At 65.4% G+C, this 25,375-nt stretch carries 33 protein-coding genes; 18 read left to right on the top strand and 15 right to left on the bottom strand.

The window, feature by feature from the left end; translation table 11 throughout:
- Positions 1 to 82 precede the first annotated feature (82 nt).
- Positions 83 to 1,066: an aldo/keto reductase gene (locus tag ASF54_RS14490; RefSeq protein WP_055964638.1), complete on the top strand. Its 984-nt coding sequence runs from the start codon at positions 83 to 85 to the stop codon at positions 1,064 to 1,066.
- A 201-nt stretch (positions 1,067 to 1,267) separates the two neighbouring features.
- Here the strand turns inward: ASF54_RS14490 and ASF54_RS14485 are convergent, their stop codons facing one another.
- Positions 1,268 to 2,203 carry an alpha/beta hydrolase gene (locus ASF54_RS14485; protein ID WP_055964635.1) on the bottom strand — a complete coding sequence of 312 codons (936 nt, stop codon included), beginning with the start codon at positions 2,201 to 2,203 and terminating at the stop codon, positions 1,268 to 1,270.
- A gap of 126 nt (positions 2,204 to 2,329) precedes the next feature.
- Here ASF54_RS14485 and ASF54_RS14480 point away from each other — a divergent pair, with 126 nt between their 5' ends.
- The gene (locus ASF54_RS14480; RefSeq protein WP_055964632.1) at positions 2,330 to 2,740 is read left to right on the top strand and encodes a MarR family winged helix-turn-helix transcriptional regulator; all 411 of its coding nucleotides are present in this window, start codon (positions 2,330 to 2,332) and stop codon (positions 2,738 to 2,740) included.
- 329 nt (positions 2,741 to 3,069) lie between these two features.
- Complete coding sequence (locus ASF54_RS14475) at positions 3,070 to 3,507, top strand: GNAT family N-acetyltransferase (protein WP_055965410.1); 438 nt, start codon at positions 3,070 to 3,072, stop codon at positions 3,505 to 3,507.
- Between the two features lie 24 nt (positions 3,508 to 3,531).
- Here the strand turns inward: ASF54_RS14475 and ASF54_RS16555 are convergent, their stop codons facing one another.
- Both ASF54_RS16555 and ASF54_RS14470 read right to left on the bottom strand, forming a co-directional pair.
- Complete coding sequence (locus tag ASF54_RS16555; RefSeq protein ID WP_157510213.1) at positions 3,532 to 4,284, bottom strand: hypothetical protein; 753 nt, start codon at positions 4,282 to 4,284, stop codon at positions 3,532 to 3,534.
- Positions 4,281 to 4,883 carry an RNA polymerase sigma factor gene (locus ASF54_RS14470; protein ID WP_055964629.1) on the bottom strand — a complete coding sequence of 201 codons (603 nt, stop codon included), beginning with the start codon at positions 4,881 to 4,883 and terminating at the stop codon, positions 4,281 to 4,283. The genes ASF54_RS16555 and ASF54_RS14470 overlap by 4 nt, the downstream gene beginning before the upstream one ends.
- A gap of 164 nt (positions 4,884 to 5,047) precedes the next feature.
- On the opposite strand from ASF54_RS14470, the gene ASF54_RS14465 reads away from it, so the two are divergent.
- Entirely contained in the window at positions 5,048 to 5,560 is a 513-nt protein-coding gene (locus ASF54_RS14465; protein WP_084816320.1) for an AAA family ATPase, read from the top strand.
- A 57-nt stretch (positions 5,561 to 5,617) separates the two neighbouring features.
- Positions 5,618 to 5,839: a hypothetical protein gene (locus ASF54_RS14460; RefSeq protein ID WP_055964627.1), complete on the top strand. Its 222-nt coding sequence runs from the start codon at positions 5,618 to 5,620 to the stop codon at positions 5,837 to 5,839.
- A 22-nt stretch (positions 5,840 to 5,861) separates the two neighbouring features.
- Here the strand turns inward: ASF54_RS14460 and ASF54_RS14455 are convergent, their stop codons facing one another.
- The 3 genes from ASF54_RS14455 to ASF54_RS14445 form a co-directional block, all read right to left on the bottom strand.
- On the bottom strand, positions 5,862 to 6,233 hold the full coding sequence (locus tag ASF54_RS14455) for a cupin domain-containing protein (protein WP_055964624.1): 372 nt from the start codon (positions 6,231 to 6,233) through the stop codon (positions 5,862 to 5,864).
- 51 nt (positions 6,234 to 6,284) lie between these two features.
- Positions 6,285 to 6,644, bottom strand: coding sequence for a hypothetical protein (locus tag ASF54_RS14450; protein WP_055964622.1), 360 nt, complete (start codon positions 6,642 to 6,644; stop codon positions 6,285 to 6,287).
- Between the two features lie 138 nt (positions 6,645 to 6,782).
- Positions 6,783 to 7,490 (bottom strand): alpha/beta hydrolase, encoded by a 708-nt coding sequence (locus ASF54_RS14445; RefSeq protein ID WP_055965407.1) that lies wholly within the window; start codon positions 7,488 to 7,490, stop codon positions 6,783 to 6,785.
- Between the two features lie 74 nt (positions 7,491 to 7,564).
- Here ASF54_RS14445 and ASF54_RS14440 point away from each other — a divergent pair, with 74 nt between their 5' ends.
- A complete protein-coding gene (locus ASF54_RS14440) occupies positions 7,565 to 8,155 on the top strand; it encodes a TetR/AcrR family transcriptional regulator (protein WP_055964619.1) in 591 nt (196 codons plus the stop codon).
- A gap of 181 nt (positions 8,156 to 8,336) precedes the next feature.
- Here ASF54_RS14440 and ASF54_RS14435 read toward each other — a convergent pair whose 3' ends face one another.
- Both ASF54_RS14435 and ASF54_RS14430 read right to left on the bottom strand, forming a co-directional pair.
- Positions 8,337 to 8,837: a VanZ family protein gene (locus tag ASF54_RS14435; RefSeq protein WP_055964616.1), complete on the bottom strand. Its 501-nt coding sequence runs from the start codon at positions 8,835 to 8,837 to the stop codon at positions 8,337 to 8,339.
- Entirely contained in the window at positions 8,834 to 9,550 is a 717-nt protein-coding gene (locus ASF54_RS14430) for a TetR/AcrR family transcriptional regulator (protein ID WP_055964614.1), read from the bottom strand. Before ASF54_RS14430 ends, ASF54_RS14435 begins: the two co-directional genes overlap by 4 nt.
- Before the next feature lie 96 nt (positions 9,551 to 9,646).
- On the opposite strand from ASF54_RS14430, the gene ASF54_RS14425 reads away from it, so the two are divergent.
- From ASF54_RS14425 to ASF54_RS14415, 3 genes are read left to right on the top strand one after another with little or no spacing between them, the layout of a single operon-like run.
- A complete protein-coding gene (locus ASF54_RS14425; RefSeq protein WP_055964611.1) occupies positions 9,647 to 10,387 on the top strand; it encodes an SDR family oxidoreductase in 741 nt (246 codons plus the stop codon).
- Positions 10,387 to 11,289: an SDR family oxidoreductase gene (locus ASF54_RS14420; protein WP_055964607.1), complete on the top strand. Its 903-nt coding sequence runs from the start codon at positions 10,387 to 10,389 to the stop codon at positions 11,287 to 11,289. Before ASF54_RS14425 ends, ASF54_RS14420 begins: the two co-directional genes overlap by 1 nt.
- Before the next feature lie 38 nt (positions 11,290 to 11,327).
- Positions 11,328 to 11,534: a tautomerase family protein gene (locus ASF54_RS14415; RefSeq protein ID WP_043594869.1), complete on the top strand. Its 207-nt coding sequence runs from the start codon at positions 11,328 to 11,330 to the stop codon at positions 11,532 to 11,534.
- A gap of 95 nt (positions 11,535 to 11,629) precedes the next feature.
- Here ASF54_RS14415 and ASF54_RS14410 read toward each other — a convergent pair whose 3' ends face one another.
- Complete coding sequence (locus tag ASF54_RS14410) at positions 11,630 to 12,256, bottom strand: TetR/AcrR family transcriptional regulator (RefSeq protein WP_055964604.1); 627 nt, start codon at positions 12,254 to 12,256, stop codon at positions 11,630 to 11,632.
- Between the two features lie 51 nt (positions 12,257 to 12,307).
- On the opposite strand from ASF54_RS14410, the gene ASF54_RS14405 reads away from it, so the two are divergent.
- Entirely contained in the window at positions 12,308 to 13,186 is an 879-nt protein-coding gene (locus ASF54_RS14405; protein ID WP_055964602.1) for an SDR family NAD(P)-dependent oxidoreductase, read from the top strand.
- Positions 13,183 to 14,127 (top strand): hypothetical protein, encoded by a 945-nt coding sequence (locus ASF54_RS14400; RefSeq protein ID WP_055964599.1) that lies wholly within the window; start codon positions 13,183 to 13,185, stop codon positions 14,125 to 14,127. The genes ASF54_RS14405 and ASF54_RS14400 overlap by 4 nt, the downstream gene beginning before the upstream one ends.
- 154 nt (positions 14,128 to 14,281) lie before the next feature.
- On the opposite strand, the gene ASF54_RS14395 is transcribed toward ASF54_RS14400, so the two are convergent.
- The 3 genes from ASF54_RS14395 to ASF54_RS14385 form a co-directional block, all read right to left on the bottom strand.
- Positions 14,282 to 14,863 carry a TetR/AcrR family transcriptional regulator gene (locus ASF54_RS14395; protein WP_055964596.1) on the bottom strand — a complete coding sequence of 194 codons (582 nt, stop codon included), beginning with the start codon at positions 14,861 to 14,863 and terminating at the stop codon, positions 14,282 to 14,284.
- A gap of 65 nt (positions 14,864 to 14,928) precedes the next feature.
- The gene (locus tag ASF54_RS14390) at positions 14,929 to 15,279 is read right to left on the bottom strand and encodes a putative quinol monooxygenase (protein ID WP_055964593.1); all 351 of its coding nucleotides are present in this window, start codon (positions 15,277 to 15,279) and stop codon (positions 14,929 to 14,931) included.
- A 493-nt stretch (positions 15,280 to 15,772) separates the two neighbouring features.
- Positions 15,773 to 16,558 carry an SDR family NAD(P)-dependent oxidoreductase gene (locus ASF54_RS14385; RefSeq protein ID WP_055964590.1) on the bottom strand — a complete coding sequence of 262 codons (786 nt, stop codon included), beginning with the start codon at positions 16,556 to 16,558 and terminating at the stop codon, positions 15,773 to 15,775.
- An 85-nt stretch (positions 16,559 to 16,643) separates the two neighbouring features.
- On the opposite strand from ASF54_RS14385, the gene ASF54_RS14380 reads away from it, so the two are divergent.
- The 4 genes from ASF54_RS14380 (at position 16,644) to ASF54_RS14365 (ending at position 19,144) form a co-directional block, all read left to right on the top strand.
- Entirely contained in the window at positions 16,644 to 17,501 is an 858-nt protein-coding gene (locus tag ASF54_RS14380) for a helix-turn-helix transcriptional regulator (RefSeq protein ID WP_055964587.1), read from the top strand.
- Positions 17,502 to 17,651: 150 nt separating this feature from the next.
- Positions 17,652 to 17,867, top strand: a complete 216-nt coding sequence (locus ASF54_RS14375) for a hypothetical protein (protein ID WP_055964583.1) — start codon at positions 17,652 to 17,654, stop codon at positions 17,865 to 17,867.
- A 73-nt stretch (positions 17,868 to 17,940) separates the two neighbouring features.
- The gene (locus ASF54_RS14370) at positions 17,941 to 18,453 is read left to right on the top strand and encodes a GNAT family N-acetyltransferase (RefSeq protein WP_055964580.1); all 513 of its coding nucleotides are present in this window, start codon (positions 17,941 to 17,943) and stop codon (positions 18,451 to 18,453) included.
- Between the two features lie 115 nt (positions 18,454 to 18,568).
- A complete protein-coding gene (locus ASF54_RS14365; protein ID WP_055964577.1) occupies positions 18,569 to 19,144 on the top strand; it encodes a VanZ family protein in 576 nt (191 codons plus the stop codon).
- A 192-nt stretch (positions 19,145 to 19,336) separates the two neighbouring features.
- Here ASF54_RS14365 and ASF54_RS14360 read toward each other — a convergent pair whose 3' ends face one another.
- Positions 19,337 to 19,780, bottom strand: a complete 444-nt coding sequence (locus tag ASF54_RS14360) for a hypothetical protein (protein WP_055964574.1) — start codon at positions 19,778 to 19,780, stop codon at positions 19,337 to 19,339.
- An 88-nt stretch (positions 19,781 to 19,868) separates the two neighbouring features.
- Between ASF54_RS14360 and ASF54_RS16550 the strand changes: the two genes are divergently transcribed.
- Positions 19,869 to 20,042, top strand: coding sequence for a hypothetical protein (locus ASF54_RS16550; protein WP_157510212.1), 174 nt, complete (start codon positions 19,869 to 19,871; stop codon positions 20,040 to 20,042).
- Between the two features lie 275 nt (positions 20,043 to 20,317).
- Here ASF54_RS16550 and ASF54_RS14355 read toward each other — a convergent pair whose 3' ends face one another.
- Both ASF54_RS14355 and ASF54_RS16205 read right to left on the bottom strand, forming a co-directional pair.
- Complete coding sequence (locus tag ASF54_RS14355) at positions 20,318 to 21,058, bottom strand: hypothetical protein (RefSeq protein WP_055964572.1); 741 nt, start codon at positions 21,056 to 21,058, stop codon at positions 20,318 to 20,320.
- A 170-nt stretch (positions 21,059 to 21,228) separates the two neighbouring features.
- On the bottom strand, positions 21,229 to 21,780 hold the full coding sequence (locus ASF54_RS16205; protein ID WP_084816318.1) for an RNA polymerase sigma factor: 552 nt from the start codon (positions 21,778 to 21,780) through the stop codon (positions 21,229 to 21,231).
- 1,022 nt (positions 21,781 to 22,802) lie between these two features.
- Between ASF54_RS16205 and ASF54_RS14350 the strand changes: the two genes are divergently transcribed.
- Positions 22,803 to 23,285, top strand: a complete 483-nt coding sequence (locus tag ASF54_RS14350; protein ID WP_055964569.1) for a hypothetical protein — start codon at positions 22,803 to 22,805, stop codon at positions 23,283 to 23,285.
- 206 nt (positions 23,286 to 23,491) lie between these two features.
- Positions 23,492 to 25,153, top strand: a complete 1,662-nt coding sequence (locus tag ASF54_RS16200; RefSeq protein ID WP_084816317.1) for a hypothetical protein — start codon at positions 23,492 to 23,494, stop codon at positions 25,151 to 25,153.
- Positions 25,154 to 25,375 lie beyond the last annotated feature (222 nt).

The following is a 25,375-nucleotide window of genomic DNA, read 5'->3' as shown; positions in this document are numbered from 1 at the left end:
CAGTCTTCCACTTGACATGGTGTGCACACCAGGGTCGAGAGTCGGGACGTCCGGATCGACCCGGCAATGAACGGAGAACTCCATGCAGCAAATTCCTCTCGGCTCTCAAGGCCTCGTCACGTCCCCCCTCGGGCTCGGGTGCATGGGCATGAGCGCCTTCTACGGCGGCGCCACTGAGGCCGGCTCTGTCGAGACGATCCAACGGGCTCTCGACCTCGGGATCACCCTGTTCGACACGGCGGAGGCATACGGGCCGTTCGAGAATGAGAAGCTACTCGGCCGGGTCCTCGGCGCTGACCGGGACCGCGTGGTGGTCGCGTCGAAGTTCGCCACGGACTTCACCGACGACGGCGCCCCTGTCGGCCTCGACGGTTCTCTGGAGCACGCGCGCCGCGCAATCGACCGCTCCCTCAGCCATCTCGGGACCGACCACGTCGACCTCTGGTACCTGCACCGTGTCGACCCGAACGTGCCGGTCGAAGACACCATCGGCGCAATGGGTGAGGCTGTCACCGCGGGCAAGGCCCGCTACATCGGCGTCTCGGAGACCTCCGCGGAGACGCTGCGTCGAGCACACGCGACGTTCCCGATTACCGCGATCCAGTCCGAGTACAGCCTGTTCGAGCGTGACGCCGAACATAACGGCGTCCTCGACACCGCTCGTGAGCTCGGCATCGGGTTTGTGCCCTTCTCCCCGCTCGGCCGCGGGTTCCTCTCCGGCACCCTCGCTCGCAAGGACGACCTCCCTGAGGGCGATGCCCGACGGAACCTCCCCCGGTTCTCCGACGAAGCGATCGACGCGAACCTCCGCGTCGTTGACGCGCTCAAGGTCATCGCCGACGAGAAGAGCGTCACCACCGCTCAGCTCGCCCTCGCGTGGCTGATCCAGGCCGACACCGTCCCGATCCCCGGCACCACGAAGGCATCCCGTGTCGAGGAGAACACCGCCGCTGCGGACGTGGTGCTCACCACGAACGACCTTGAGCGGATCGAGGCGGCCTCACCGCATGGCGTGGCCGTCGGCACTCGCAACACCGAAGCAGGCATGGCTCGCGACCGCGGCTGACTCACCCCAAATACCCGCGGCACCGGCCAGGTGTCACGGGTCGTCTCGGTGTCCGATAGCCGATCGGCTATCGGGACAGATGCTCGAGTCGCGTCGTTCAGAGGATCGCTTCCACAAGATGATCCCAAGGGGCGTTGCGACTCAACGAGAGTCATGAGCGACAGCGCCCCTTGGTGTTTGCATCGCACCCTGTCGAAAGAATCAGCTGGCGAGGTGCTCCCGGAAGAAGACGTCGAGGGTCTCGACGGCTTCGTTGACGTACTTGGGCTCGTCGTACATCTCGTAGTGCCCTGCCCCGTCGATGACGTGGAAGTTCTTGGCGTTGGGCGCTTTCTCCCAGAGGGCGAGGCCGTCGGAGTAGGAGAACGTCGTTCCGAGGCGGCCGCCGACGATGACCTGCAGCGGCTGGGTGAGGAGTTCGTCGACGAGGTTGAACGCGTCGTAGCCAAGCATCATGGCGTCGCTGGTGAAGTAGCGGCGGTTGGTCGAGTTCTCGTTGTAGCCGCGCGGGGTCCGGTAGAACCGCACCGCCTGGAGCGTGTCGATGTCGGTGATACCGAAGGCCGTTGCTTGGTCCTCGGTGTCGGGGATCCACATGTTGCGGTCGATGTCCTCGCCGGCCGCTGCCGCGGTGCGCTTGTCGCCGACGCCGTCGATCATCGCGATCGCGGAGCCCTTGGAGGAGGTGTCGGCCTGGCGGAATGCTCGCCCGACGTTGACGGGCACGACTGTGCCGAGGGCCTTGATGCGGTGGTCGGTCATGGTGGCGCTGACCGCGTAGCCGCCACCGGCGCAGATGCCGAGGGCGCCGATCTGGGAGTTGTCGACGTACGGAAGCGTCGTGAGGTAGTCGACGGCGAAGCGGATGTCGTCGACGCGCGCGGCCGGGTTCTCAAGGTCCCGGGGGTGGCCGCCGCTCTGGCCCTGGAATCCGGGGTCGAAGGCGAGCGCGACGTAGCCGCGGTCGGCGAGGCCTCGTCCGTAGTTCGCGCCGATCTGCTCCTTAACGCTGCTCCCGGGCGTGGAGATGACGACCGCCGGGTAGGAGCCGTCTCGGTCGAAGCCGTCCGGCAGGTGGAGCTGGCCGGCGAGGTCGAAGGTGTCGTTGCTAAAGGTGATGTCCTGCGTGGTCGACATGGGGGTCGATCCTTCCGGGGGCTTAAGGCCCCGTAGTAGACTGTTCGTCGGACGAGGTTGTCCGAGACCACGACGGTTCCGTTTGGAACTACTTCGAAACTGTACCACTATTCATCAGGAGCCTCGATGCACACCTCCAGCGCCGCCCGGATCTGGTCGTTGAACCACCAGGTGCTGACCCGGGTGATGAACGACTGCGCTCCGGAGATCGAGTCGCTCGGGTTGGAGGCGAAGGAGTTCTTCGTCCTCGGCGAGATCGATGACTGCCCCTACCCCGCAGAACTCGCCGTGCGGCTCGTCCTCCCCAAGCCCAGCGTGACCGTGTACCTCAAAAACCTTCAAGCCAAGGGCTTCGTCCGACGAGAGATCGATCCCGCCGACCTTCGCCGGCACCGCCTCGCCCTCACCCCTGAAGGCACACAGACCCTCGACAAGGCGCTCGAGATCCTCTCCGTGAAATTCGATGAATGGCTCGTACGACTTGACGCGGACGAGCAGACCGAACTTCAGCGACTGCTGGCGAAGTTGCTCAACTAGTCACGTTGCCCGAGCTATCAGCCGGGCAACCCACCGAGAACCGTCCGCGCTGGGGTGGCACTCATCCCCATCACGAACCTGCTGGGTACGACCTACAAGTGCGCCGTCAAGAGCCGGCGTCTCGAACGCGTACAGATGGAGACCCAGCTGGTCTCGAGGTCCTTCTCTGCTCGCTCGCTCTCGAGTGCACTTATGTGACCGCATCGGTCGTCAAGACCACGCGAGAAGCAGCTGACACATGGCGGCTCACAGAACCCATCTGCACCCCGGCACCCATCTGCACCCCGGCGCTCCTTGGGCTGCTGCCTCTCGTCGGGAAGACTCGAGACATGCCCCTGCACCGTGACTACCGCCTCCTCGATGGGCCGCCACCCTTGGCCGACTACCTCCGGCTGCGAGTCGAGAGCGGCCTGTCGCCCAAGAGCGGAGCCCAGGGTGCCGGCGCGCTGACGGGCTCCTGGACCTTCCGGCACGTCGTCGACGCCGCCGGGGACGTCGTCGGGATGGGGCGTGTCGTCGGCGATGGCGCCTGGTACTTCCTCATCGCCGACATGGCCACCCTCCCCGAGCACCAAGGCCGAGGGATCGGAGGCGCAATCCTGGACGCCCTCCTCGCTCACATCGCCGAGCACGCGCCCTCGGGGGCCTACGTGACTCTGACGGCGGACCCACCGGGCAGGCGCCTCTACGAACAACGCTTCTTCGTCGACGTCGCCCCCGGACGAACCGGGATGCACCTCGTCATGCCCACTCCAGGTGTCCGATAGGCGATCGGCTACCGGGCGCCAGGCTCATCTGGATGCGTGGGTTGTTCCGATGCGTGTGGTCCCGTCCACGGCGTACAGGGGAATGTCGTGCGTCGTTGACGAGGGCGAATGAGCTCCTGCGGATGGCGAGGGGGCGGCTTCAGGTGTGTCTGCACGACGCGTGTAGCCGGTGATCGAATTACCTTGTGGGTCGGTACCGGTTGTGGCGATGAGGTCTGGCCTGCCGTGCTCGTTGGGGAGGCCGTAGGTCTGACCATGGGAGTTCTTCGCCCAGGGGACCGTGTCCTCGTCGGTGGCGGCGATCCTGATCTCCCACTGTGTGCCCGGTGTCGCGATCACGTCGAGGTGCGTCCGGCCTGCCGCCATATTGCCGCCTTCGGTAGCCCCGTGCGTGCGGGCAGCATCAACGAGCGATTGGTCGCAGGTGATGGTCGTCAGCCCTACTACGGTGACTGTGCCTCGGCTGAGGCAACCAATCTCCACCTCCAGTGTTGAAGCCCCTCGGGGTAAGGAGTCGAGGGTGATCGTTGCTGGCCCCGCATGCGTTTCGATGATTGGTGTGCCGTGCGTCGTGATGACGACACTCCCCGGTGCCCCGAGGACTGCCGCTGTGGCCGCGGATGCCCCGCCGAGAGCTAGAGCGGCAAGGGGAAGTGCGATCGCGAGCTTGCGATGCCGTCGCCACCACGGGCGAGGCACCCCGCGGGCCGCATCCACTTCGTTACGGAGGGCAGCTTCCACCGCATCGGCGAAAACCGGGTCGAGCGTGGGAGTCACGGGGTAGTCCCTTCGATGTTGCTGGCGGCAGCAGCGGTGAGTGTGGGGTTCAGGCTCGGATGGCGTCTGAGGCGGACGCGCGCGCGATGCAGCCGCGTTCGGGCACCGGTCTCAGTGAGCCCGAGCTCTCTTGCTGCCTCGGCCACGGTCAGCCCCTCGTACGTCACGAGTGTGAGCAGCGTGAGGTCCTGGGGAGGCAGGTTGCGCATTTCCGCGAGCAAGGCCGGATCCAGTGAGGCGACGAGGCTGGCGTCTTCGTGCTGCCGATCGGCACCCGGCGCTGGTTCAGTTCGCGGGAGCGTGCGAAGGAGCTGGTCATGCCGCGCGGTTTTCCGGGTGACGTTACGAGCGGTGTTCGTCGCCGTCACGAGAAGCCAGGCGAGGACTGACCCGTTGACGGTTCGGACCGACTCCCGGCGACGCCAGAGCTCAAGGAACGCCGTCGCGGTGACATCTTCCGCATCTTGAACGGCACTCGTCAATCGGTAGGCGTGGCGGTAGACACGGTCACGATGTTCGATGAACAGCGACCCGAAGGCGTCGCTGTCACCGTTGAGACTCCGCTGCCACAGCGAATCGTCCGTGCTCTTTACTCCCATACCCAGAAGTGTCGCGAACCCCCCGCCGTGTTGCACCTCCGCGGCGTGCGGTGAGGCGCAATGACAATTGGCTCCCAGGACCGTCCAGATTCCGTCCGACAGGCCATGGTCAACCGCGCGTCTAGGCACTAGACAGGCACGACGGTCTATCGAAGGAGTTGCCGATGCTGATTCAGGTCTGCGGGTTACCCGGTTCTGGGAAGTCCACACTGTCAGCCGCACTCGCGGATCGAGTGCCGGCGACGATGCTGCGAGTCGATGCGATCGAAGCGGCGATGTGGAAATACGGCATCCCTCGGGAGCAATCTGGTATCGCTGCATACTCGGCAATGCACGCGATCGCCGTCCCGAACCTTCTTCGGGGCCAGACGGTGATCGCGGATGCAGTCAGTGGAAGTGAACCCGCACGGGCCGGTTGGGTGTCGACTGCCGAGATGGCTGGTGTTCCCCTACGAATAATCGAGCTCGTCTGCCCTGACCTCATCGAGCACCGACGCCGAGTCGAAGAGCGCAAGAACGACCTTCCTGGATTCGTGCTGCCAACGTGGGACGAAGTGGAAACCACGCGAGCTGAGTACGAAGCGCGCAGTGACGAACGACTCGTGCTTGACAGCACCATGCCCGTGCCGGAAATGGCCACAATGGCCCTCGAATTTGTCGGGGCCGGCGTCCGATAGCCGATCCCGCAACGCTTACCTCTGGCGCTACCCTCCCTGCAACTAGAAAGGCCCAGCATGACGACAATTTGGAACTGGCTTACCGCCCTCATCGGTGTAGCTGTCATCGTCCTGACCTACATCAACGGGGCTCTTCTCGCCGATTACTTTGACGCTCACGCGATTTTCAACAATTCAGGGCTTAGTGGGCTGCCAAGCCTCGGGTTAGGGGCCTTGGGCTTCATACTCATCGTTGGCGGCGCGGTGGCTGCTTTGCGAGGTCGCCACCGCGTCCGATAGCCGATCGGCTCCTGAGACAGGTTTAAGCCTCGCAGAACTCGCGAAGCCGACTGGTCATCTCCCCATCGGCGTCACCGGTGTTGACTGTGCCCTGTGGTTCGAAGAGCATGGCTTGCACTTCTTCGGCAGCTTTGGGGCAGTGCTCTACTCCGCGAGGAACGACGAAGACGTCGTTCGGCCCGAGTACAACGTCGCGGTCGCGGAGCTGGATGGTCAGCTGGCCACTCAGGACAAGGAACATCTCGTCCGTGTCGGGGTGAATGTGCCACACGAATTCGCCTTGGAGCTTCACGACCTTTACGTCGTAGTCGTTAATGCTGTGCAGCCGGTGGGGCTGCCAGTGCTCGGAAATCGTTGCTAGTGCGGTCGTTATGTTACGGACGTCTTCGGTCATGGAGAGACCGTACCGAACCGGCGTTTCCGGCTTATCGCCGCAGAGGCGCGGCTAAGGGGCGGTCATCTCCGCGACTTCGCTGGTGCCTTTGCCGGGTTTCGATTCCCAGGCCCACGTCTCTTTCATCCGGAGCTTGCCGGCAGTGTCGCGGGTGATTGTGGAGACGCAGGATCCCGTCGAGGTGGCGCCGCCTTGGTTGAGCTGGCAATAGCGAAACGTCAGCGTGTCACCGGTCCGGGTGCCGACAAGGAACCCCCGCCGGACTGCGCCGCCGGCGTAGGTGGCCCACACCTCGCCATCCGCCTCGTGGTAGTTAAAGACGGTCTCAGGTCCCACCTCACCGCCCGAAGTGTCGCGGACAGCTGCGAAGCGGTAACCATCGAGAGAGGGCAAAGAGTTGGATGCGTCCATAATGCAAGACTAGGGAGGAAGGCGACGGCTGCTCCGCCGCGCAAGACTCGCCGCATCCGGAGAACCATCCCTCAACGGACGACGAAAACCAGCGGGCGATCAGCCAGGCCTCCGCGTCTTGTGTAGGAGGAATCTGCGTCACCGCATGGAAAGCAGTGCTTCGATCTCCGTCACGACGAGATCCGGACGCGAGATGAAGGGGTGGTGCCCGGTCGGGAGGGTAACGGACCGGTGCGCGCGCGCAGCATGGAAGTGCTGCAGCTCGAGCGAGGTGCTGCGGTCCTCTCCGCAGACCAGGTACGTCGAGTCGACGTCCTGCCACCCCGCTGCGGTCGTCGGCGTGCCGAATGACGCGACCGCCTGTGCGGTGACGCGATCCCATGCCTCTTGCTGCACGCACGGGTCCGCGTCCTGCAGGAACCTCTGGCCGAACGACGCCGCGTCGTAGCCCTGCACGCCGACCACGCCGTCGCCGACGTCCCCGACAGTCACCGGGTCCGGCTCTCCGCTCATGATCGTGCCCTGCGCCTGTCCCACGTCCGGCAGGTAGGACGACACGTAGAGCAGGTGCGCCACGGCCGGGTGGCGTCCGGCCTCGGCGATGACGGTCCCGCCGTAGGAGTGACCCACGACGATCGCCTCGTCGACCCGGTCCAGGGCCTGGCGGAGCGCCGCAGCGTCGGCGACGAGCCCGCCTGCTGTCTCGTCCGGGCTGGATTCGCCGCACGACGGCAAGGCGAGCGCGTGGCTCGTGATCCCTGTCCGCTCTTCCAAGAGCGTGGCGGTCCGCTGCCACCACCACGCTCCGTCCCGTACGAGGGCTCCGTGTATGAAGATGAGGTCCATCTGATCCTCCTCGGATCGGTGATCATGGTCCTTCAACGTTATCTGTAGCGATCGTTACGTGAAAAGATCGGCAGATGGGACGTCGACCGCAGCCGGAGATCGCTGAGCAGCTGCTGGAGCGCTGCACCGACCATTGCTTGGAGCATGGGCTCCCTGATCGCCTCGAACCGCTCGTCCGCGCGACCGGGAGCTCGGCGCGGATGCTCCTGTACCACTTCGGGACCCGGGACCAGTTGCTGTTGGCGATCCTGCGTCGTGCGCGGCAGCGTCATCTGGCGAGCTTCGGCGACCACCTGAAGTCGCGTCCGGACGAGCCCTATGTGGTGACGCTCGGGCGTGCGTGGGTTGCCATGACCAGTCCGGATGCGGCGCCGTACCTTCGGATGTTCGGGCAGTTGAGGGAGCAGTCTGAGCGGTCGCTCTGGCCGGGCTTCCGCCGTCTCGCGACCACGGACTGGCTTGCGCCCATCGAGACCGGGGTGGCGAGCATCGACCGGCCCGGCTCGGCCACGCTGGTCCTCGCGGTTATCCGAGGGCTCATGATGGATCTCGATGCCACCGGAGATCTCGCCCGGGCCGACGCCGCGTTCCACCAACTGCTCCGCGCTCTCGATTCCGGCGCCCCGGCCCCACCACGCGACGTTCCAAGCGCACAGTCCCGATAGCCGATCCTCTATCGGGCACCTTCATGGAGCCGCCGCCGTAGCTCCTAAATACATCGAGCGTCCCCACCTAGAGAGAAAAGACCACCATCCTCACCGTGGCCGATGAGCCCGTACAGATCGCGCCCAGATCGCCAGTAGGCATGTAGGCCACTGGTCGGGTGCACCGCTGGCGAATAGCAACTCATCCCAACGAAGCGGTGGCCCTACGGTGCCGCTCGAGCGCGCAGATGACCAGGGCGACGACAGCCCCCAGGACCGCTCCGACGGTGTTCATGAACCAGTCGTTCGTGTCGCACCGGCGACCGAGGACGGGCGCGAGGGCCTGTACGACTTCGATGACGGCGGAGAGGGCGACCGCACCGGTGAGGATTGTCAGCGGCCGGTTCGTCGCCGTCCCGAGGAAGAGCACGAGCGGCAGCAGCATCGCGACGTTGGCGAGCGTGTCGATGCCCTGGAACGGGACGCTGAACTGCACGGTGCAGGTGACACCGCCGGGCCGAGCTCCGTCGGGCAGCAGGGTTAGAACGAGCACCGCGATGAGCGCGACAGCCGAGAGGCCGAGGAGGACACGCCGGAGCCGGAGCCGGAGCAGGACCCAGGCGAGCAGGGTGGCGGCCGCGACGGCGACCCAGAAGCCGATGCGGACGAGGGGCGCGTGTTCGACGAGGAACGTGGAGATCACCGGGGGCCGTCGCTTTCTCGGTCGAGGCGCGTGAGCCAGACGTTCATGAGCGCGGACTCCTCGGGGAGGAGGGCGCCAGGCCCGCCCTCAGCGAGCTGCGCACGGAGCTGCCGCCGGGCGGCTGTGGCAGCGTCGAACGACGCCGGCGGGGAACCCGCGACGAGGACGGCGCCGAGGACGGCGTCGCGGAGCGCGTCGGCGACCGCATTCGCCCGTCGCGCGGGACGCACGGTCGTCATCTCGTCGAGGGCGAGCCCGACGTTGGCCGCCAAGATCATCCCCGATGCGACGTCGACTTCGAGACGGAGAAGCCCCGCGGCCGCGCACCGAGAGAGCGTCCGCTCGAGCAGCGCCCTCACACCGTCCGCTGCGCGACCGCCCGCCCAGGGTCGCGGCGCGAACATCAGGCGATAGAGGGCGGGGTTCTCCCTCGCGAAGTCGAGGTGGTCACCCCACCCGCGGCGCAGGTCCGCCGCCGGGTCGTCGGTGGCCTCGAGCTCGGCCTTGCGGGCGGCGTAGCGCTGCAGGCCCGTCTCGGCCAGGGCGTCGAGGAGTCCCCGTTTGTCGCCGAACAGCCGATACAGCACCGGCTGGGTCACACCGACAGCCTCACAGACCGCTCGTGTGGCGATCTCGCCATCGGACGCGGCGACCAGTTGTTCCTCGGCCGCCGCGAGCAGCGCGCTCCGGAGGTCATCGTCGGATCGGATCATGGCCCCCAGCCTAGGGCACTTGCTATCGCGTGTCGTATCTGTGATAGTTCTTGCGTATCGGCGAAACTGCCGAACAATAGCAACGAAAGGCAGATCATGAGCACTGATCCCCAGCGCATCGCCGTCGTCACGGGTGGCTCCCGCGGCATCGGCCGCGCCATCTCCACCCGACTCTCCCGTGACGGGTTCACCATCGTCGTCGCATCAGCCAGCGGGGGTGCCGCGGCCGCCGCGACCCTCGACGAGATCACGAGCGCCGGCGGCCATGCCATCGCCGTGCAGGCCGACGTCGCCGACGAGCACGCCGTGGCGGCGATCTTCGACAGGGTCGCGAACGACTTCGGGGGCGTCGACGTCGTGGTGCACGCGGCCGGACGCCTCGGCTTGTCGACCATCGCCGAGCAAGACCTCGACGCCCTCGACGACCTGCACAGGACGAACGTCCGCGGCACCTTCGTCGTCGCACAGCAGGCAGCACGTCGACTGCGCTCCGGGGGTGCCTTCGTCGGCATGTCGACATCCGTCGTCGGAACGCAGTTCCCCACCTACGGCGCCTACGTCGCGAGCAAGAGCGCGGTCGAGGGCATGGCGCTGATCCTGGCGAAGGAGCTCCGTGGCCGGGACGTCACGGTGAACGTCGTCGCTCCGGGCCCGACCGCGACGGAGCTGTTCCTCGACGGCAAGACGCAGGAGCAGATCGACGCCCTGGCCAAGGTCCCGCCGCTCGAGCGCCTCGGGACCCCGGAGGACATCGCCGGCGTGGTGGCGTTCCTTGCAGGGCCGGACGGGCGCTGGGTAAACGGCCAGACCATCCGTATCAACGGCGGCATGGTCTGATGACGGTGCCGCTGGTCATCCTCGTCACCGGCGCCTCCACAGGATTCGGTCGACTCACGGCAGAATCGCTGGCACGCGCAGGCCACGTCGTCGCGGCGGGCATGCGCGCCGTCGACGGGAGGAACGCGGCTCATCGCGACGCCCTGGCCGACCTCGCCTCTCGTGAGGGGCTGAGGCTCGGCGGCGTCGAGCTCGACGTCCAGTCGCAGGGATCCGTGGACGCTGCGGTCGACACCGTCGTCAGGGCGTACGGCCGCATCGACGCCGTCGTGCAGAACGCCGGCCACATGGCCTTCGGTGCCGCTGAGGCTTTCACGCCTGAACAGTTCGCGTACCTGTACGACGTCAACGTGGTCGGCGGCCACCGGGTAGCCCGCGCCGTCTTGCCGCACATGCGCTCCCAGCGCTCGGGCTTCGTCGTATGGGTGGGCAGTTCCTCCACCCGCGGCGGGCACCCTCCGTTCCTCGCCCCGTACTTCGCCGCCAAGGCCGGCATGGACGCCCTCGCCGAGAGCTACGCGGCCGAGACGATCCGCTTCGGCATCGACAGCTCGATCGTCGTCCCCGGGGCGTTCACCTCGGGCACGAACCACTTCACCAACGCCACCACCCCGGCGGACGAGGCGCGGGTGACCGACCACGACGCCGAGTACGGCACGCTCCGCCGCCAGCTGACCCACCGCCTCACCGCGATCGTGCCGCCCGAGGCCGACGTGCAGGACGTCGCCGACGAGATCGTGCGCCTGGTCGGCCTGCCCCAGGGGACGCGCCCGTTCCGGTCGCACGTCGACCCGTCCCGCGACGGCAGCGAAGTCGTGTCCGCGGTCACCGACCGCATCCGTGCCGAGTTCTACCGCCGCATCGGCATCGAGGATCTCTTGCCCTCGAACGCCGCCCTCTGACCCCCGGAACGTCCGGGCCACCACCGAAAGGAACCACCATGCCCTTCGCCAACCTCAAGGTCCCCGCGGACACCCTCACGCCTGAGTCCAAGAAGAAGCTGCAGGACGCCGTCACGGACGCCATCGTCGACGTCTACGGAGAACGAGCACGCCCGACGACCCTCGTCATCCTCGACGAGGTCGCCGACGGCGGCTGGATGCTCGGCGGCACCATCCTCAACGAAGCGATGCTCGGCCGCGTCTAGTACCGCATGTCGCAGGATGAGGGGCCCGGGCGACCGGGCCCCTCATCGCGTTCGCGGCACCGAGCCTGCCGCGACTCGAGCGCGCCGGTCCCGGTTCACCCGTCGGGGGCGGTGACCGGTCCCTGGGCGGCCGTTCCGAGCTGCTGCTCGATCTGCGGCAGGAGCGCCCGCACCGCGGCGACGACGACTTCGTCCACGCGATCCTCGGGGAGCCGGCCGGTGGCGGCCAAGGCACTGATGCCTTCTGTCGTCGCCGCGACCAGGAACGGCATCGGGCCCATCGACTCCGGACTGCTCTCCCCGAGCAGCTCCGCGCCCACTGCGAAGAAGCGCTCGGCCGAGGACTGCGCCTCGGGCTCGCGCCCCGCATTCGTGCCGTCGTCGGTCGACGCGAACATCAGCTGCATCAGGGGGCCGTTGTGCTGCGCGAAGCGAGCATGAGCGCGGATGTACTCCGTGAGCCTGCGCTCGAGGGTGCCCACCTGCCGCGCGGCCTCGAGATAGCGACGCAGCTCGTCGAAACCGTCCGCGGCGATCGCGGCGAGGACGGCGTCCCGGTCACGGAAGTGACGGAGCGGCGCACCATGGCTGACGCCCACGCGGCGCGCGAGCTCTCGCACCGTCACCGCCTGTTGCCCCTCCTCGATCAGGAGCGCGCGCCCCTCGCGGACGAGCTCTTCACGCAGCGACCCGTGGTGGTAGGAGCGTGCTTGCTGTGCCATCCGAACAGTGTAGACGTTGACAACAATGTGGCCAGTGTCTACATTGGGGGCATGGACGACACCAGAGCAGGCCAGGCACCGACCAACGAAACCGTCATCATCACCGGCGGCACCAGCGGAATCGGCCGAGCGACCGCGGTCGCCCTGGCCAGGTCCGGATCACGCATCATCCTCGCTGTCCGGAATCAGGAGAAGGGGCAAGCCATGGCAGCGACCCTCCCCGGCACTCCGGGAACGCACCGCGTCCTGCCACTCGACCTCGCGCGGCTTGAGACGGTGCCCGACTTCGCAGACCGGATCGACGAACCGATCGCCATCCTCGTCAACAACGCAGGCGTCGAGTCGAAGGACCTCCAGCGGACGGCCGACGGTCACGAGCTCCAGTTCGGCACGAACCACCTGGGGCACTTCCTCCTGACGACGCTGCTCCTGCCGCACATCACCGACCGCGTCGTCACCGTCGCGTCCCAGGCGGAACGGATGGCTCGTCTCGACCTCGACGACCTCGATTGGCACCGACGCCCGTACCAGGCGAGCCGGGCGTACGCGGACTCCAAGCTCGCCAACCTGCTGTTCACGTCGGAGCTGGACCGGCGGCTGCAGACGTCGGGCTCTCGAGTGCGGGCGCTGGCCGCCCACCCGGGGTTGGTCAAGACAGCCATCTACGACCGGCCGGCCGGTCAGCGCCCTAACCTCTGGGACCGGCTCGTCCCGATCTTGGGGCAGGAGCCGGAAGACGGTGCGCTGCCGTCGCTGCTCGCCGCCTCAGCCGACCTCCCCGGCGGCACCTTCGTTGGACCCCAGCGGATGATGCACATGCGAGGCGGGGCCGAGGTGATCAGCCAGTCGAAGCAGGCACGGAAGCCGGAGACCGCAGCGAGACTCTGGTCGATCTCCGAGCGGATGACGGCAGCGGGCACCCGCCCGTGAGCCTCGTCCAGGACCGTCCCCGCGCACTCTGGACCGCTTTACGCGGATGGCACCGACCTCTCGTCGCCTTCACCACAGTGACGTGCCTCTGGGCTGTGGTGTGCCTCGTCGGGCTGATCCTCGATCCGCGGACATTGGCAGACGACCCGATCTGGGCCAAACCTCTCAAGTTCTCGATCTCCCTCGCGCTCTACGCGATCACCCTTGCGTGGATGCTCTCGATGGTGCAGCGGCCTGTCCTGCGTCGGATCGGTTGGTGGGCCGGAACCGTCGGCGCAGCGGCGTCCCTCCTGGAGATCGTCGTCATCTCGATCCAAGTGGTTCGCGGCGTGGGAAGCCACTTCAACGTCTCGACTCCGACGAACCAGCTCTTCTACCAGCTCATGGCCGGTGGGGTCACCCTCATGTACTGCGCGACACTGGTCATCGGAGCCTTCCTGGCCATGTTCTCCCGGATCGAGGACAGGGCGCTGGCGTGGTCCCTGAGGCTCGGACTGATCATCGCCCTGGTCGGCCTGTCCGTGGGCTTCCTCATGGTGATCCCCACCGCGGCCCAGCTGGCCGACCCGACATCGTCGACCTACGGCTCCCACTCCGTGGGCGGTGACGACGCGACCGGCGGCATCTTCTTCCTCGGCTGGAACACCGCCCACGGAGATCTCCGCGTGTCCCACTTCATCGGCATGCACGCACTGCAGGTGCTGCCGATCCTCGCGATCACGCTCCCCCGGGCGCTCAGTGAGGCCGATCGGCTCCGTATCGTCGTCGCGGCCGGAGCGACGTACGCTGCCGTCACCGCGATCGCCCTGTGGCAGGCGTTGCGGGGACAATCGGTCATCCACCCCGACGCCATCACCGTCGCGGCAGTCGGGGTCACCATCGTCCTGGCTGCGATGAGCTTCATGACCATCGCCGCGCAGAGACGCCACCAGCACAGGTAGCTCCAGAGCCTGGCCTGACGGCACACCGATGGACGAAGTCGAGGTCGCGCTCGACGAGCGCCCTGGTTTCCCGTCGAGTTTCGGCCCACCTCCTGTCGGTCACCTCCAGCGTGGTCGCTACAAGCACTTGACCGGGTCTGGGTTGCCTCGCGCTTCAAGTGAGCAGGGTGAACGCCGCTCGGCCGACACCGAGGAGCACCGACCGGTCGGCGCCGGCAGTGCCGAGGACCTCCATGCCGCGAGTGACCGCCACGAAGTACGTCGCCAGGGCCCGGGCGTCGAGAGCCGCGTCCACTTCCCCGGCTGTCTGCGCTTGCTCGATGCACCCGGCGTACTCGTCCTCGAGGCGCCGATAGGCGCAACGAGCGGCTTCGGCGACCTCCGGATCGCGGTCGGCCAGCTCCACCGTGGCCTTCGTGAACAGCGAATCCAACGGCCCTTCCAAGGTGAAAGTGATGGCGAGTGCATCCAGGTGCGCTCTGATCCGCTCGAGCGGAGAGGCCGTCCCCGATGTGAGCTCGACAGTCAGGCGATCAACCTGCGTGGAGGTGCTCCGCTCGAGTGCGCGCAGAAAAAGGTCTCGCTTGCCCCCAAAGGTGTTGTAGATGCTCTGCTTACCGAGCCCGGTGGCGCGGCTCAGCTCCTCCATCGTCGTGCCGCCGTAGCCAACGGCAGCGAAGACACCGGCGGCTTTTTCGACGACGGTGTCCTCGTCGAATTTGCGAGGTCGGGGCATGGCTCGATCCTATGCGGGGCCAAGGCGGGCTCGGCCTACGTTCCGCAGGTCGCTTAGTGGTGCTGTCAGCTCACGCTGGGGAGGGCGCCAGCTGTCTGGGCGGCCACGTCATAGTACTCGGCCTGGTAGTCGAGGATGCGGATGCCCCCGAGGACGGCTGTAGCCGCCTCAAGGAAGTTCTCATCAGCCATATGGGCGTCGACGGCGGCTTGGTCACGCCAGCCCTCGGTGAGGTGGATCGTGTTCGGGTCCGTGAGATCCTCGGCGAAGACGTAGTACGTGCATCCGTCTTGGTGCGCAGTGGTGGTCAGGTGAGGGATCACGGCGTCGCTGAATGCCTGTCGATCGTCGGGGTGGACCGTGTAGTACGCGCTGATGACCTTGCTGGTCGGGCTGTGCTTGGTGTGCGAGATCATGTTGCCTTCTCCTCCGTGACCACGGACCGTCCGGGCCAGCAGGCCACTGTACCTCGATAATTGTCTACTTAGTCAATAACTCGGTTTCCGCGCTCTACCTACTTGCTACCGTGACCGTCGAAGAAGGATCGGTACGCCGTCCTCTTCTTCAAGCTCGCAGCCGTCGCTGGCACAATCATCGACACCGTCTGAATCCCTGGGGACCGGGGCGCGTGCACGGCGGCGCGACGCCTCCCCGACGCAAGCCGCGCTGAACCGGCCCCACGCATACGCCGGACCAGACGAATAGCGCCGAGAACCAGGAATGTCGCTGAGCGATCGGCTATCGGGACACTTTGGGCTATCGACTTCGTGTCGATTTCGGGTTGAGAAGATTCGTGTAGGGACGCCCGACCCTCCAAATCTTTTCCGCGGCCGGCCAACGATCGCCTGGCCGAAATGTCTCTCGTCGGTGACGACCGGCGGCGCGTCTGACGTGAGAGTGGCCCCGGTCTCAGGCGCCGGCGCCGCCGTCGACGGGCACGATGGCGCCCGTCACGGCCGATGCACGATCGCTCAGGAAGAATGCGGCTACCTCCGCGACTTCGAGGGCGGTCGCCATGCGGCCCATGGGGCTGGCCGCGTTGTTGGCGTCGATGATCCCCGGGGTCTTCTCCTCCCACTCGTCCATCATCTCGGTCGCTGTCCCCCCGGGCGTCAGGCCGTTCACCCGGATGCCCTCGGAAGCCCAGGTGACAGCCGCGGTCTCCGTGATGCTGTTCAGTGCCCGCTTCATGGCCCCGTACGCCGGCAGCGGCGGCACAGCACGTCGACTGCCGATACTCGAGGTGTTCACGATCGCGCCGCCGCCGGATTTACGCATGAGGGCCGCCTCGGCGACCATCGCGACCCAGTGTGCGCGGAAGTTGACGGCGAACTGCTCGTCGATGTCGTCATCGGACGTGGTGTCGAGTGGGCCGATTTCTTGCTGGTTGGTGCCTCCGTTGTTGAATGCCCCGTCGAGGCGCCCGTGGCGTTCCTCGACTCGCTTGATGGCCGCACGGATGCCGGCCCGGTCGGCGAGGTCCATCGCGACGGCGTCAGCCGTGCCGCCTTGGGTGCGGATCTCGTCGACGAGGGCGTCGAGCGCCCCCGTGCCGCGGGCAGCGAGCACGACGGAAGCCCCCTCTCGAGCGAAGAGACGGGCCGCCGCGGCACCGATACCGCGGCTGGCTCCGGTGATGAAGATGACCTTCCCGGCCAGCAGGCCGACCGGCGTGGACTCGTTGTTGTTCGTCATGTGATGAGCGTCTTCGCCTCCGGAATCCGCATCCAGGCACAAACGGTACGAGGGTCCGCAGCCTGACCTGGCGGAGAATGGTGGCATGGACAAGGGTGAGCTCGCAGCTTTTCTCCGGAGTCGCCGCGAGCGTCTCCGCCCCGAAGACGTCGGCCTCTTGTCTGGGTCTCGGCGAAGGACTCCAGGTCTTCGGCGAGAGGAGGTCGCCGTCCTCGCTCACGTCTCCACCGAGTACTACGCCCGACTCGAACAGGGCCGCGCGCCTCGGCCCTCAGACGTCGTCCTCGCAGGCATCGCGGGCGCACTGCGTCTCACCCCCGAGGAGTCCGCACACCTCCACCGGCTGGCCGGCACCGCCCCCACTCCGACGGGACTCCATAGTCGCGACGTACGGCCGAGCATCCTGACCCTGCTCGAACGGCTCCCGCACACCGCAGGGATCGTCCTTTCGGCCACCTTCGAGGTGCTCGCCTGGAACGACCTGGCGGCAGCTCTCATGGAGGACTTCTCCCGGCTCGTTCCCCGCGATCGCAACCTCGCGAGGAAGACTTTCCTCGACGATGGGCAGCCGTCAGAGGCGATCTACGGAATTTCCGACGAGGCCGCATTCCGGGAAGGTGTCGTGACCCAACTCCGTAGCGCCCAGGCTGTCTACCCGTCAGACCCGAGCGTCCGCGAACTCATCGACGACCTCCACGCTGGCAGCGCTGAGTTCGCACTGCTCTGGGCGCGACACGACGTTCAGACACCACCGCCCCTGCAAAAGACGTTCCGCTACACAACCGTCGGGGCGATCACCGTCAACTGCGATTCTCTCGCCATCACTGAGCGGGACCAGCACCTCGTGCTCTACACCGCGCCAGCGGGCTCCCGAGACGCTGAGGACCTCGCCCTACTGGAAGTCATAGGCTCCGAACCCCTCGTCGGACCGCGGGGCACCTGAACGGCCCACCCAAGCTCAGGTTTCGAGAGATCGACGAACTTCGCGGCCGAGTCTCGATGGCCGATCGGCTACCGGACGCACCCACGGCTTGAAACCCTATGGTTTAGCTCATGCTCTCGTGCCCATCGATGAGGCGACTACCCTCACATCGTGAGCGAAACTGACGAAGCTGTTGACTCGAAGCCAAAGACATGGACGTCGCGATACAGGCTTGCGATCGCAATCGGAAGTGGCGTCCTTGCCTTGCTCTGCTTCTGGCTGCTGTTTAACGGGGGCGCGGCGGGGAAGTGGATAGGCGGGATCGGGTTGGCCGCCCTCGTCGTCTGGGTCTTCGTGTTCAGCACGCTCTACCGCCGCGGCTACTGAGTACACCTGGGTGGCATCACGCCACCGTCCGGTGGCCGATGGTCGGCCGAGACAGGAATGGCAGAGTGTCCGGGTGACTAATTCGGAGACTCAGCGCGTCAGCCTGCGCCCCTACGAACCGGCCGATGCGGCCGCCACGCTCTCCATCTTTACGGACGCCATCACACAGACGGCCGCCGCTTTCTACTCAGCGGATCAGGTCGACGCATGGGCAAAGCCAGGACGGCGCAGTCCGGGCACTTGGCACGTGGCAATGGCTGGACGTGCGAGCGTCGTAGCTGTCATCGGGTCGGAGGTCGTCGGGTTCTCGGACATCGACGGGAACGGTTACATTGACATGCTGTTTGTCGCGCCTAGGTACGTGCGCCGAGGTGTCGCGCGCACGCTGCTCGGGTTCCTTGAGCAGCGGGCACAAGAGGCAGGGACCAGCGAGCTGACTTCCAATGTCAGTGTCGCCGCTCGTCCTTTCTTCGAGAGCATCGGCTTCGAGGTCGTCCGAGAGCAGCGACCCGTCGTAGACGGAATCGAAATGACCAACTACCGGATGACCAAAGCAGTTAGTCCGACGAACGCGACCGTCCGATAGCCGATCGGCTAACGGACATTAACTTTGCTCGGCCCGGGCGGGGTCGCGCTAAGCGGACAGTTGGTTCCCGCAGATGGCCACTGAGTGGTGCCAGAGGATGGTTAGGATCTGTCAAATGTCTGACAACCCGTTCGGCGAGATTCCCGCTCTTCCCGTTGCCCTCATAGTCGGCGTCATGGCCTTCCTCATCCAACTGCTGCTCCTGCTGCGCTGTGGACGATTCACCTGGCCCCGTACTGCCGTCGCCGGTGCACTCGCTGTCTACGCTGCAGGCATCCTCGCGAACACGGTGCTCCCGATCTACCTCAACCGGCCCCCGCAGCTAGAACCCTGGACGCCGAAGCTGGCACTGATCCCGTTCTACGACTATGAGGTCATGGACGCGATCACGAACGTGATCGTGTTCGCCCCGCTGGGCATTCTGATTCCGCTCCTGATGCGCCGACCGTCCTGGGTGAAGGTGATCTCCACCGCCGCTGCCGTCAGCCTCACGATCGAACTCATCCAGATCGTCACGGACGGACTCTTCGGCGGTGGCCACGTCGCGGACGTCAACGACTTCCTCTGGAACACCGTTGGTGGAGCCGTCGGCTATGCGATCTTCATCGTGGTGTCACACACCCCTGGCCTGTCCCGCCTCGTCGAGCTCTTCCGCTGGCACCCAACCATGAGGACCATGCGCCCCGCCTGAACCAGGCAAAAGTCGATCGGGAGCGCCCGCGGGCACGTGCCTCCGCGGGCGCTCCCGCGTCTCGGCAAACCATCGGTCACCGAACGATCGCGCAGGTCATCCACTCCCCCGCGGTCACTCGGCTCCAGACGTCTTGATAGACCAGTCCGAAAGGCATCCCGGACAAGGATTCCCTGTCGCACGGTCCGTTGCTTAGGAAAGCGGGCTAAGAACGATGTCGCCTGTACCCGAGTCGATGTGGAGGACCGGTGGTCCGCCTTGATCCCCCTCGGCTCGGACGATGACATCCTTGCCCAAGGCTGAACTCACCAGCCTGAATAGTCGAAGAAGCCCGTTGACGGCCTCATCGTCGACTATCTCCCGGAGGTCGAAGTCAAACTCGATGGGCGCTCCCCAGCCGAAGAAGAAGTTGACCTGGACGCCATCAATCGGCCAGACAACGAATCGTTCGGCTTCGTCACCTGCGCGTTGCTCCTCAACCCGAGTCCAGAGCGCGCCCCTGAGAGCGTCGCGCAGCGTGTCAATGTCAGCCTCGAGGGAATCGATCACTTCAACATCAGGAAGAACCAGCGGCTCCAGCCCATTAGCCTCCTGGAAGGCCCACCGAAAGGCCGCGGCCGAGATCTCGGGGTTCACGGCTCGAACCTCTCACCTCTGCCCGCTGAGCGCAACATACCTGTGGAGGATGGCCAATCGGGCTAGGTCAGGTAACGGTTTCTGCCTCATGTCCGAAGTGTGTGACTGCGCCGAGGAATTCAGTGGGTTCGTCATCGTTGACGAAATCGACTACAAAGAGAGGGTCCACTGGGATGCTGCCGAAGGCACCCGCGTCAGTCCTGAACCGGACGACTGGCACAAGATGCAGACCTTTTCGGACCGCGTCGATGGCGGCGGCTGAAAGATCGGGCCACGCAGCCTCTTGACTCGGAGAGACACCTAGAGAGACCCCTCCGCTAGTTCTTAAGACTCGCATCGTCCGATCTTCCTCTCACTCGCCCGCTTGTTTCCAAGGTGAGGAACCTCTCTCGATAGACAACGGGCTGCTGGGACGAGTCGCCGGGAGGTTCTCTTACCAGCACGGAAGCGCTCGAGGGGCTGTGGTCGCGAGCCGAGCTTCAGCAGAGCCGGGGATGCCTGGGTGAGGACCGCGCATCCCCGGCTGATGTGGCTGGGTTACTTGCGTGTCGGCTGCGCCGGCGGGTCTGCGGGCATCGGGTGCTCCGTTTGCCACAGGTTGTCGACGGCTTGGAACTCGCGTGGGTAGCACTGGGTGTCGAATGTCTCGAGGCCGTCGGACGGTGTCGAGTACAGGTACCACGGCCCAGTTCCGCCGGGCTTCCCCGTCCACACACCGCCCGAGAACCAGGAGAGCGGGACGTTCGACATGGGGTGCCCGGCTTGCGCTGAACACGCCTCGAGCCGGTTGAACGCGGCGGTGTATTCCGTGAGGGTGACGACCCCGTCCGCGGTTTCGTCCTGTTGCTGCGCGGACGGGGTGGCGATGCTGGCAGCTTTCGCCCACGACGCCCACACCGCATACCGTGCCGAGCCCTCGGCGGAGACCTTGATGGACGCGGTCCCTGAGCTCACCGGTCGCATGTTCCACTGCGAACCCGTCGAATCGGTCTGCTCACCAGACGACGGTGTGCAGGTGACGGGGTCGCTGTCGGTTGTGCCGTTCACGGTCACGGTAATGGTGCCGGAATCAAGGCATTCCCACGTGAATGCCACCCGGTCAGCGCCCGCAGGTCGCGTTCCGAGCGAAAGCGTCGATTGCCCCTGAGTCACTTCGAAGGCCGGTGTGCCAAGAAGAGAGCCGTGATTGCCGACTTCCACCTGGTACCGGGTCGAGGTCGCCAACGCGGTCTCGAGGAGAGCATTCGTGTCGGGGCCGGCGAACGCTGCAGCTGTCAACCCACCGGTCAGCGCTGACCCGAGAAGGAAAGCCCCGGCGACCGCAGCCGCCGTACTTCGGGACGGTTTCCGCAGACGCCGCCGGGGTGTTTCCGCAGCCTCGACAGAATCAACTTCTCCCATGAGGGCATCTCGCATCGAGGCCAGGCGGGGGGAGATGGGGTTGTCGTTCACAGTGTGCCTCCGAGAGTTTCCGCGGTTGTGTAGTGCTGATGCAGTCGCGCTTTAGCGCGGTGAAGTCGTGATTTGACGGTGCCCGGTGGCACTCCAAGGGCCACCGCGGCTTCTCGCTCACTGAGGCCTTCCAAGACGCACAACGTCAAGACCTGTTGATCGGTTCGCGAGAGAGTCCGGAGAGCCGCAGAGGCGGCCCCCTCGGTGAACCGGTCAGCCGGGTCGGGTGCGGGGTCATCGACCGGGAACCGGGAAAGGAATTGCCGGTGTCGCCGCGCTGACCGAGTGAGGTTGTGGGCGGTGTTCGTGGCCGTGACCAATAACCACGGCAACAACGAGTCGTCGACGAACCGGACGCGATCGCGGTGACGCCACGCTTCCATAAAAACGATGGCGACAGCATCGTCCGCATCGGTGGACGCCGGGACGAGACCTGCGACGTGGCGCACCAGACGTGGCGCGTGACGGTCGAAAATACGGCCAAACGCACGCCCGTCACCCGCTGCGGCTAACAGCCAATCCGCCCGGTCCCCAATGACTTCATCCATACCCGTATTGTCCGATCACCCCGAAAAGGTTCCACAACACGAGCACGACACTCAGACATGCGTCCGACACCACCTCATCAGCCCGCGTTCAAGCCGATCCGTCCATTGCGACTTTGATAGATGGTTCGTCGGGCGATCTTGCCCCGAGGTCGAGACGCGGGCGTATCCGATCAGCATCCGACGCCTGTAGCGTTTAAACTCCCATCACCGGGCACTTTTGCGGGACGGGCATACGCGAATCCGCAGATTAGGTGCCACTTGATTCGCGTGCGCCGGCACCAACTCGATCAGGCGTCCCGATGAAGGACCGTCTATCGGACAGCAACCAGCTGCGTGCCACAATTCTCCTGAGTGGTGAGGAGCCCACGTGGAGACAGCGATTGCAGTAGCTCTGATCGGGAGTGGAACCACCCTTGTCACGGCTGCGGCCAGCGCCGTTGTGGCAGTGACGATCTATCGTCGTGGCGAGCGGGGCCGAGCTCGAGATGCAGCCCGCGAGCAGCAGCGCGTTACCGTCGTTCGAATGCTCGACACGATGGACAGCGCAGTGCGTGGTCGATTGTCGCTGCCGCTGGTCCGTGGGATTCGAGACCCCAATACGGATGTACTACTCGCGCTACCCAGACTGCTCGTCGAGCTTCCCGAAGCGGATCTGCCCGTGGCGACTTGGTGCGCAGGCCAGGTACAGCGAGGGCTTCAGATAGTTCGCCGCAAGCCGTTCATCGACTGCGTAATGAACATCGAGGCACGATTAATCTCTTGGCATCGCGGGGACATCACAACCGAGTGGTTCACGGACGCTCTCAAGAAAGAGCCTTACGACCCGGATTTCCATGTTTCGAAAAAGACGAGAATATGGTCTTGGCTCCGAGACGCTTTGGAAATGAGTGTCCTTCTCGGGGCCTCAGCTTTCGTCCGCCGTGCATGGAGATACGCGACTTCGTGACTCCGAAGCGAAACGTGGCACCCGAGAGAAGCGCCACTAAGAAGCCCAAAGACCCGGACGGGCGTCGCTTCGTCTCGTGCACCCGCTATTCGGGCTGGGTGTAGAAGGTTCGCATCTGCTCGAGACCGGCGACCTGATCGGCGCGGACGACTCGGCCGTCCGGGTACGTGAATGTCGCCGTGGCATCGGCGAGGTACTGGTTGACGACGATGCAAGAACCGGACCAGCTCTAGCTGTCGGGACCGACGACGACTACGTTTTTCCCATGAAGTCCCGTGAGGAACGCCGGCAGCTATTCGAGCTGCGGGAAGCTGCCCGGAAGGAGACGTTCCGGGTGCGCCAGGAACTGTTGGCAGTCAGGAAGATAGAGCTGAAAGCGAAGGCGAACAGCCCCATCGGGCAGATGAACGCCGCGGTCAAGAACGCCCGCGAATGGTCGGCGTACGCCGCGCAGCAGAAGAAACTCGCCGCCGGGAAGACCATCCCGGAAGGCAAGCTCCTGCCGACACCGAAGACGATTGCGCAGTCCACCGACATCTGGGGTATCGGCGGGTTCTAGTTCTCGGACGCTCTCCGCGGGTTGGTTCGGCGGTAGACGCGGTCTGTGCATCGGGGCGAGCGGCAGCCATCTCTTCACCCGTCTGGGGGTCTTGTTGCCCAGATTGGCCCCTGCCACACTGTGGCTATTCCGGGGGGTTCCTATGCACCTGCGGAAACCTGAATGCCCGGCGCTGATCACAACGGGCCCTGCAGCAAGGAACACGCATGAAGTTGCCCTTCTTGAACACTGCCCGCCCCCGTCTCGCCCGCGCACTCTCGGCAGCGGCAGTCATGGGGCTCGCTGCTGTCGCTGTCGTCGCCGTCGCTGGGCCTTCCGAAGCGGCAGTGAGCAAGGGTTGCTACACGGCTTCCAGCGGTGCGTTGCGGACTCTCACGACGGCCACCTCAAAGTGCACCACCAAAGAAACGACCGTCTTCTGGGTTGTCGGACCGACTGGGAAAACCGGGGCGACCGGCGCCACCGGCAAGACCGGAAGTACGGGCCCCGCGGGTGCCAAAGGGGTAAACCCTTGGTCCGCCATCACTACCTGGGATGCTTCGACCTCCTACGTCGCCGGGCCCCCGGCCAGCGTCGTCAGCTACGGCGGCGGTGCGTACGTCGCTGTCGCGAACACGACGGGTGTCCTCCCGGATACGAACAAGAGTGCGTGGCTTCAAATTGCCGCCCCGGGTAAGACGGGCCCGCAGGGGATGCCCGGAGTTGCAGGCCTTGCCGGTGCCGACGGGAAGGACGGCGCTGACGGGCAGACCGGCGCCCAGGGCCCCAAGGGCGACACGGGAGCGACCGGACCGATGGGCCCCGCGGGCCCCGCGGGGGCAGGTGCTACCTCGGCCAGTAGCGACCCAGCTACTTGCACCCCCGGGGTTCATTCGCTTGTGACCATGACCGGTTATTCGACGTCGAAGCTCGACGCCACCGGGTTCTGCCTCCAAAGCGTTGTCGACGTAATCGAGCCTGCTGGGAGTGGCGGTAGCGGTGGCACTGGAAAAACCAGTTGGTCCGGCGTTCACCTGACCTTTTCATCCACCGACGCCACTACATATCTCGAGTTGCTGCAGCACAGGGGCACCAGCGCGCCGCTGACTGTCGAGCTCAGCCCGTGCCTTGCCAGCGACACGACCTGCACGAACCCGAAAGGCACGCTCACCTACACGTTCCCCGCGACTGTTGTCGTCAACATCTCCGTTCGTCCGAGCGTCAACGGGACTGTCGATGTCCTCTTCGCATGGCAAGGCATCAGCATCACGCGCCTGGGTGCCGCCACCAGCTCAAGCGTTTACACCAACGACACGGACGCAGGCAGTCCTGGAAGCATTCCGGACGCCAACCCCGAGCTGACGCAGACGACATGCGCGACAGCAGCACCGGAATCGTCCACACTCGTCAACATCTCAAACGGCACAGGCTCAAATCGCACTTCCCTGGTCGGCGACATACCGGTTCCATCACCTGATGGTCAATCCAACAGTCTGGGGTTCGCATCTCCCACAGGTGTGTGCGTTTCCACACTGAGGCAAAGCTCGACTGAGGGCGCTGGCAGAACCAGCTCGGCGCCTCTCGCTTTCACCATTCACAGTACGAGGCCCGGTGTGGCGATCCTCGTCGATGGGCGCATCAAGACACTGAAGTTCACGGAGACATCCTCGAGCCCCAGCTATTCAACAAACAAAACTGTCGTCGCCGTGACGACCATGACCGGCTACATGTCTTCCAGCAGCGTCGGGCAGGGGGCGGACAGCGGTGATGTCGTGCTGGCATTCACTCCGTACACGACAGCCCTGACCATCTACTCGCCAAAGAGCGGCGAGTCGACGTTCACCCGTCGAGACTTCGCCTGGGACTACGGGAAGAACGACACACCATGACGACGAGTCACCCGTCACGGCCGGCCGGGGTCTGTCAGATTTGTTGTGTAACTGGCGTTCGGCTAGTTGATTCCTAGGTGGCTATCATTGATATATATTTTCGACGAGGAGAACGGTGCTCTTCTTCCCCGCTTTGACGCCGCCCGCCTCGAAAGCAGAGCGTTAGCGCGCGGCATCGCCACAGACCTCCGAGCTGGCAAAACTGTCGAACAGACTTGCAAC

It is taken from the genome of Frondihabitans sp. Leaf304 (genome assembly GCF_001423105.1).
GTDB lineage: Bacteria > Actinomycetota > Actinomycetes > Actinomycetales > Microbacteriaceae > Frondihabitans.
The sequence above is the reverse complement of the archived record's forward strand: the minus strand, read 5'-3'. Positions and strand labels throughout refer to the sequence as shown.

Excerpts from the sequence above, each read along its gene's own strand:
- ASF54_RS14425 (WP_055964611.1), top strand. The coding sequence starts at position 9,647 with ATGAGCACTGATCCCCAGCGCATCGCCGTCGTCACGGGTGGCTCCCGC.
- ASF54_RS14470 (WP_055964629.1), bottom strand. The coding sequence starts at position 4,883 with ATGGGAGTAAAGAGCACGGACGATTCGCTGTGGCAGCGGAGTCTCAAC.
- ASF54_RS14405 (WP_055964602.1), top strand. The coding sequence starts at position 12,308 with ATGGACGACACCAGAGCAGGCCAGGCACCGACCAACGAAACCGTCATC.
- ASF54_RS14410 (WP_055964604.1), bottom strand. The coding sequence starts at position 12,256 with ATGGCACAGCAAGCACGCTCCTACCACCACGGGTCGCTGCGTGAAGAG.
- ASF54_RS14465 (WP_084816320.1), top strand. The coding sequence starts at position 5,048 with ATGCTGATTCAGGTCTGCGGGTTACCCGGTTCTGGGAAGTCCACACTG.
- ASF54_RS14455 (WP_055964624.1), bottom strand. The coding sequence starts at position 6,233 with ATGACCGAAGACGTCCGTAACATAACGACCGCACTAGCAACGATTTCC.
- ASF54_RS14460 (WP_055964627.1), top strand. The coding sequence starts at position 5,618 with ATGACGACAATTTGGAACTGGCTTACCGCCCTCATCGGTGTAGCTGTC.
- ASF54_RS14395 (WP_055964596.1), bottom strand. The coding sequence starts at position 14,863 with ATGCCCCGACCTCGCAAATTCGACGAGGACACCGTCGTCGAAAAAGCC.
- ASF54_RS14450 (WP_055964622.1), bottom strand. The coding sequence starts at position 6,644 with ATGGACGCATCCAACTCTTTGCCCTCTCTCGATGGTTACCGCTTCGCA.
- ASF54_RS16200 (WP_084816317.1), top strand. The coding sequence starts at position 23,492 with ATGAAGTTGCCCTTCTTGAACACTGCCCGCCCCCGTCTCGCCCGCGCA.
- ASF54_RS14445 (WP_055965407.1), bottom strand. The coding sequence starts at position 7,490 with ATGGACCTCATCTTCATACACGGAGCCCTCGTACGGGACGGAGCGTGG.
- ASF54_RS14365 (WP_055964577.1), top strand. The coding sequence starts at position 18,569 with ATGTCTGACAACCCGTTCGGCGAGATTCCCGCTCTTCCCGTTGCCCTC.
- ASF54_RS16205 (WP_084816318.1), bottom strand. The coding sequence starts at position 21,780 with ATGGATGAAGTCATTGGGGACCGGGCGGATTGGCTGTTAGCCGCAGCG.
- ASF54_RS14475 (WP_055965410.1), top strand. The coding sequence starts at position 3,070 with ATGCCCCTGCACCGTGACTACCGCCTCCTCGATGGGCCGCCACCCTTG.
- ASF54_RS14420 (WP_055964607.1), top strand. The coding sequence starts at position 10,387 with ATGACGGTGCCGCTGGTCATCCTCGTCACCGGCGCCTCCACAGGATTC.
- ASF54_RS14380 (WP_055964587.1), top strand. The coding sequence starts at position 16,644 with ATGGACAAGGGTGAGCTCGCAGCTTTTCTCCGGAGTCGCCGCGAGCGT.
- ASF54_RS14430 (WP_055964614.1), bottom strand. The coding sequence starts at position 9,550 with ATGATCCGATCCGACGATGACCTCCGGAGCGCGCTGCTCGCGGCGGCC.
- ASF54_RS14485 (WP_055964635.1), bottom strand. The coding sequence starts at position 2,203 with ATGTCGACCACGCAGGACATCACCTTTAGCAACGACACCTTCGACCTC.
- ASF54_RS14490 (WP_055964638.1), top strand. The coding sequence starts at position 83 with ATGCAGCAAATTCCTCTCGGCTCTCAAGGCCTCGTCACGTCCCCCCTC.
- ASF54_RS14385 (WP_055964590.1), bottom strand. The coding sequence starts at position 16,558 with ATGACGAACAACAACGAGTCCACGCCGGTCGGCCTGCTGGCCGGGAAG.
- ASF54_RS14480 (WP_055964632.1), top strand. The coding sequence starts at position 2,330 with ATGCACACCTCCAGCGCCGCCCGGATCTGGTCGTTGAACCACCAGGTG.
- ASF54_RS16550 (WP_157510212.1), top strand. The coding sequence starts at position 19,869 with ATGTCCGAAGTGTGTGACTGCGCCGAGGAATTCAGTGGGTTCGTCATC.
- ASF54_RS14440 (WP_055964619.1), top strand. The coding sequence starts at position 7,565 with ATGGGACGTCGACCGCAGCCGGAGATCGCTGAGCAGCTGCTGGAGCGC.
- ASF54_RS14415 (WP_043594869.1), top strand. The coding sequence starts at position 11,328 with ATGCCCTTCGCCAACCTCAAGGTCCCCGCGGACACCCTCACGCCTGAG.
- ASF54_RS14390 (WP_055964593.1), bottom strand. The coding sequence starts at position 15,279 with ATGATCTCGCACACCAAGCACAGCCCGACCAGCAAGGTCATCAGCGCG.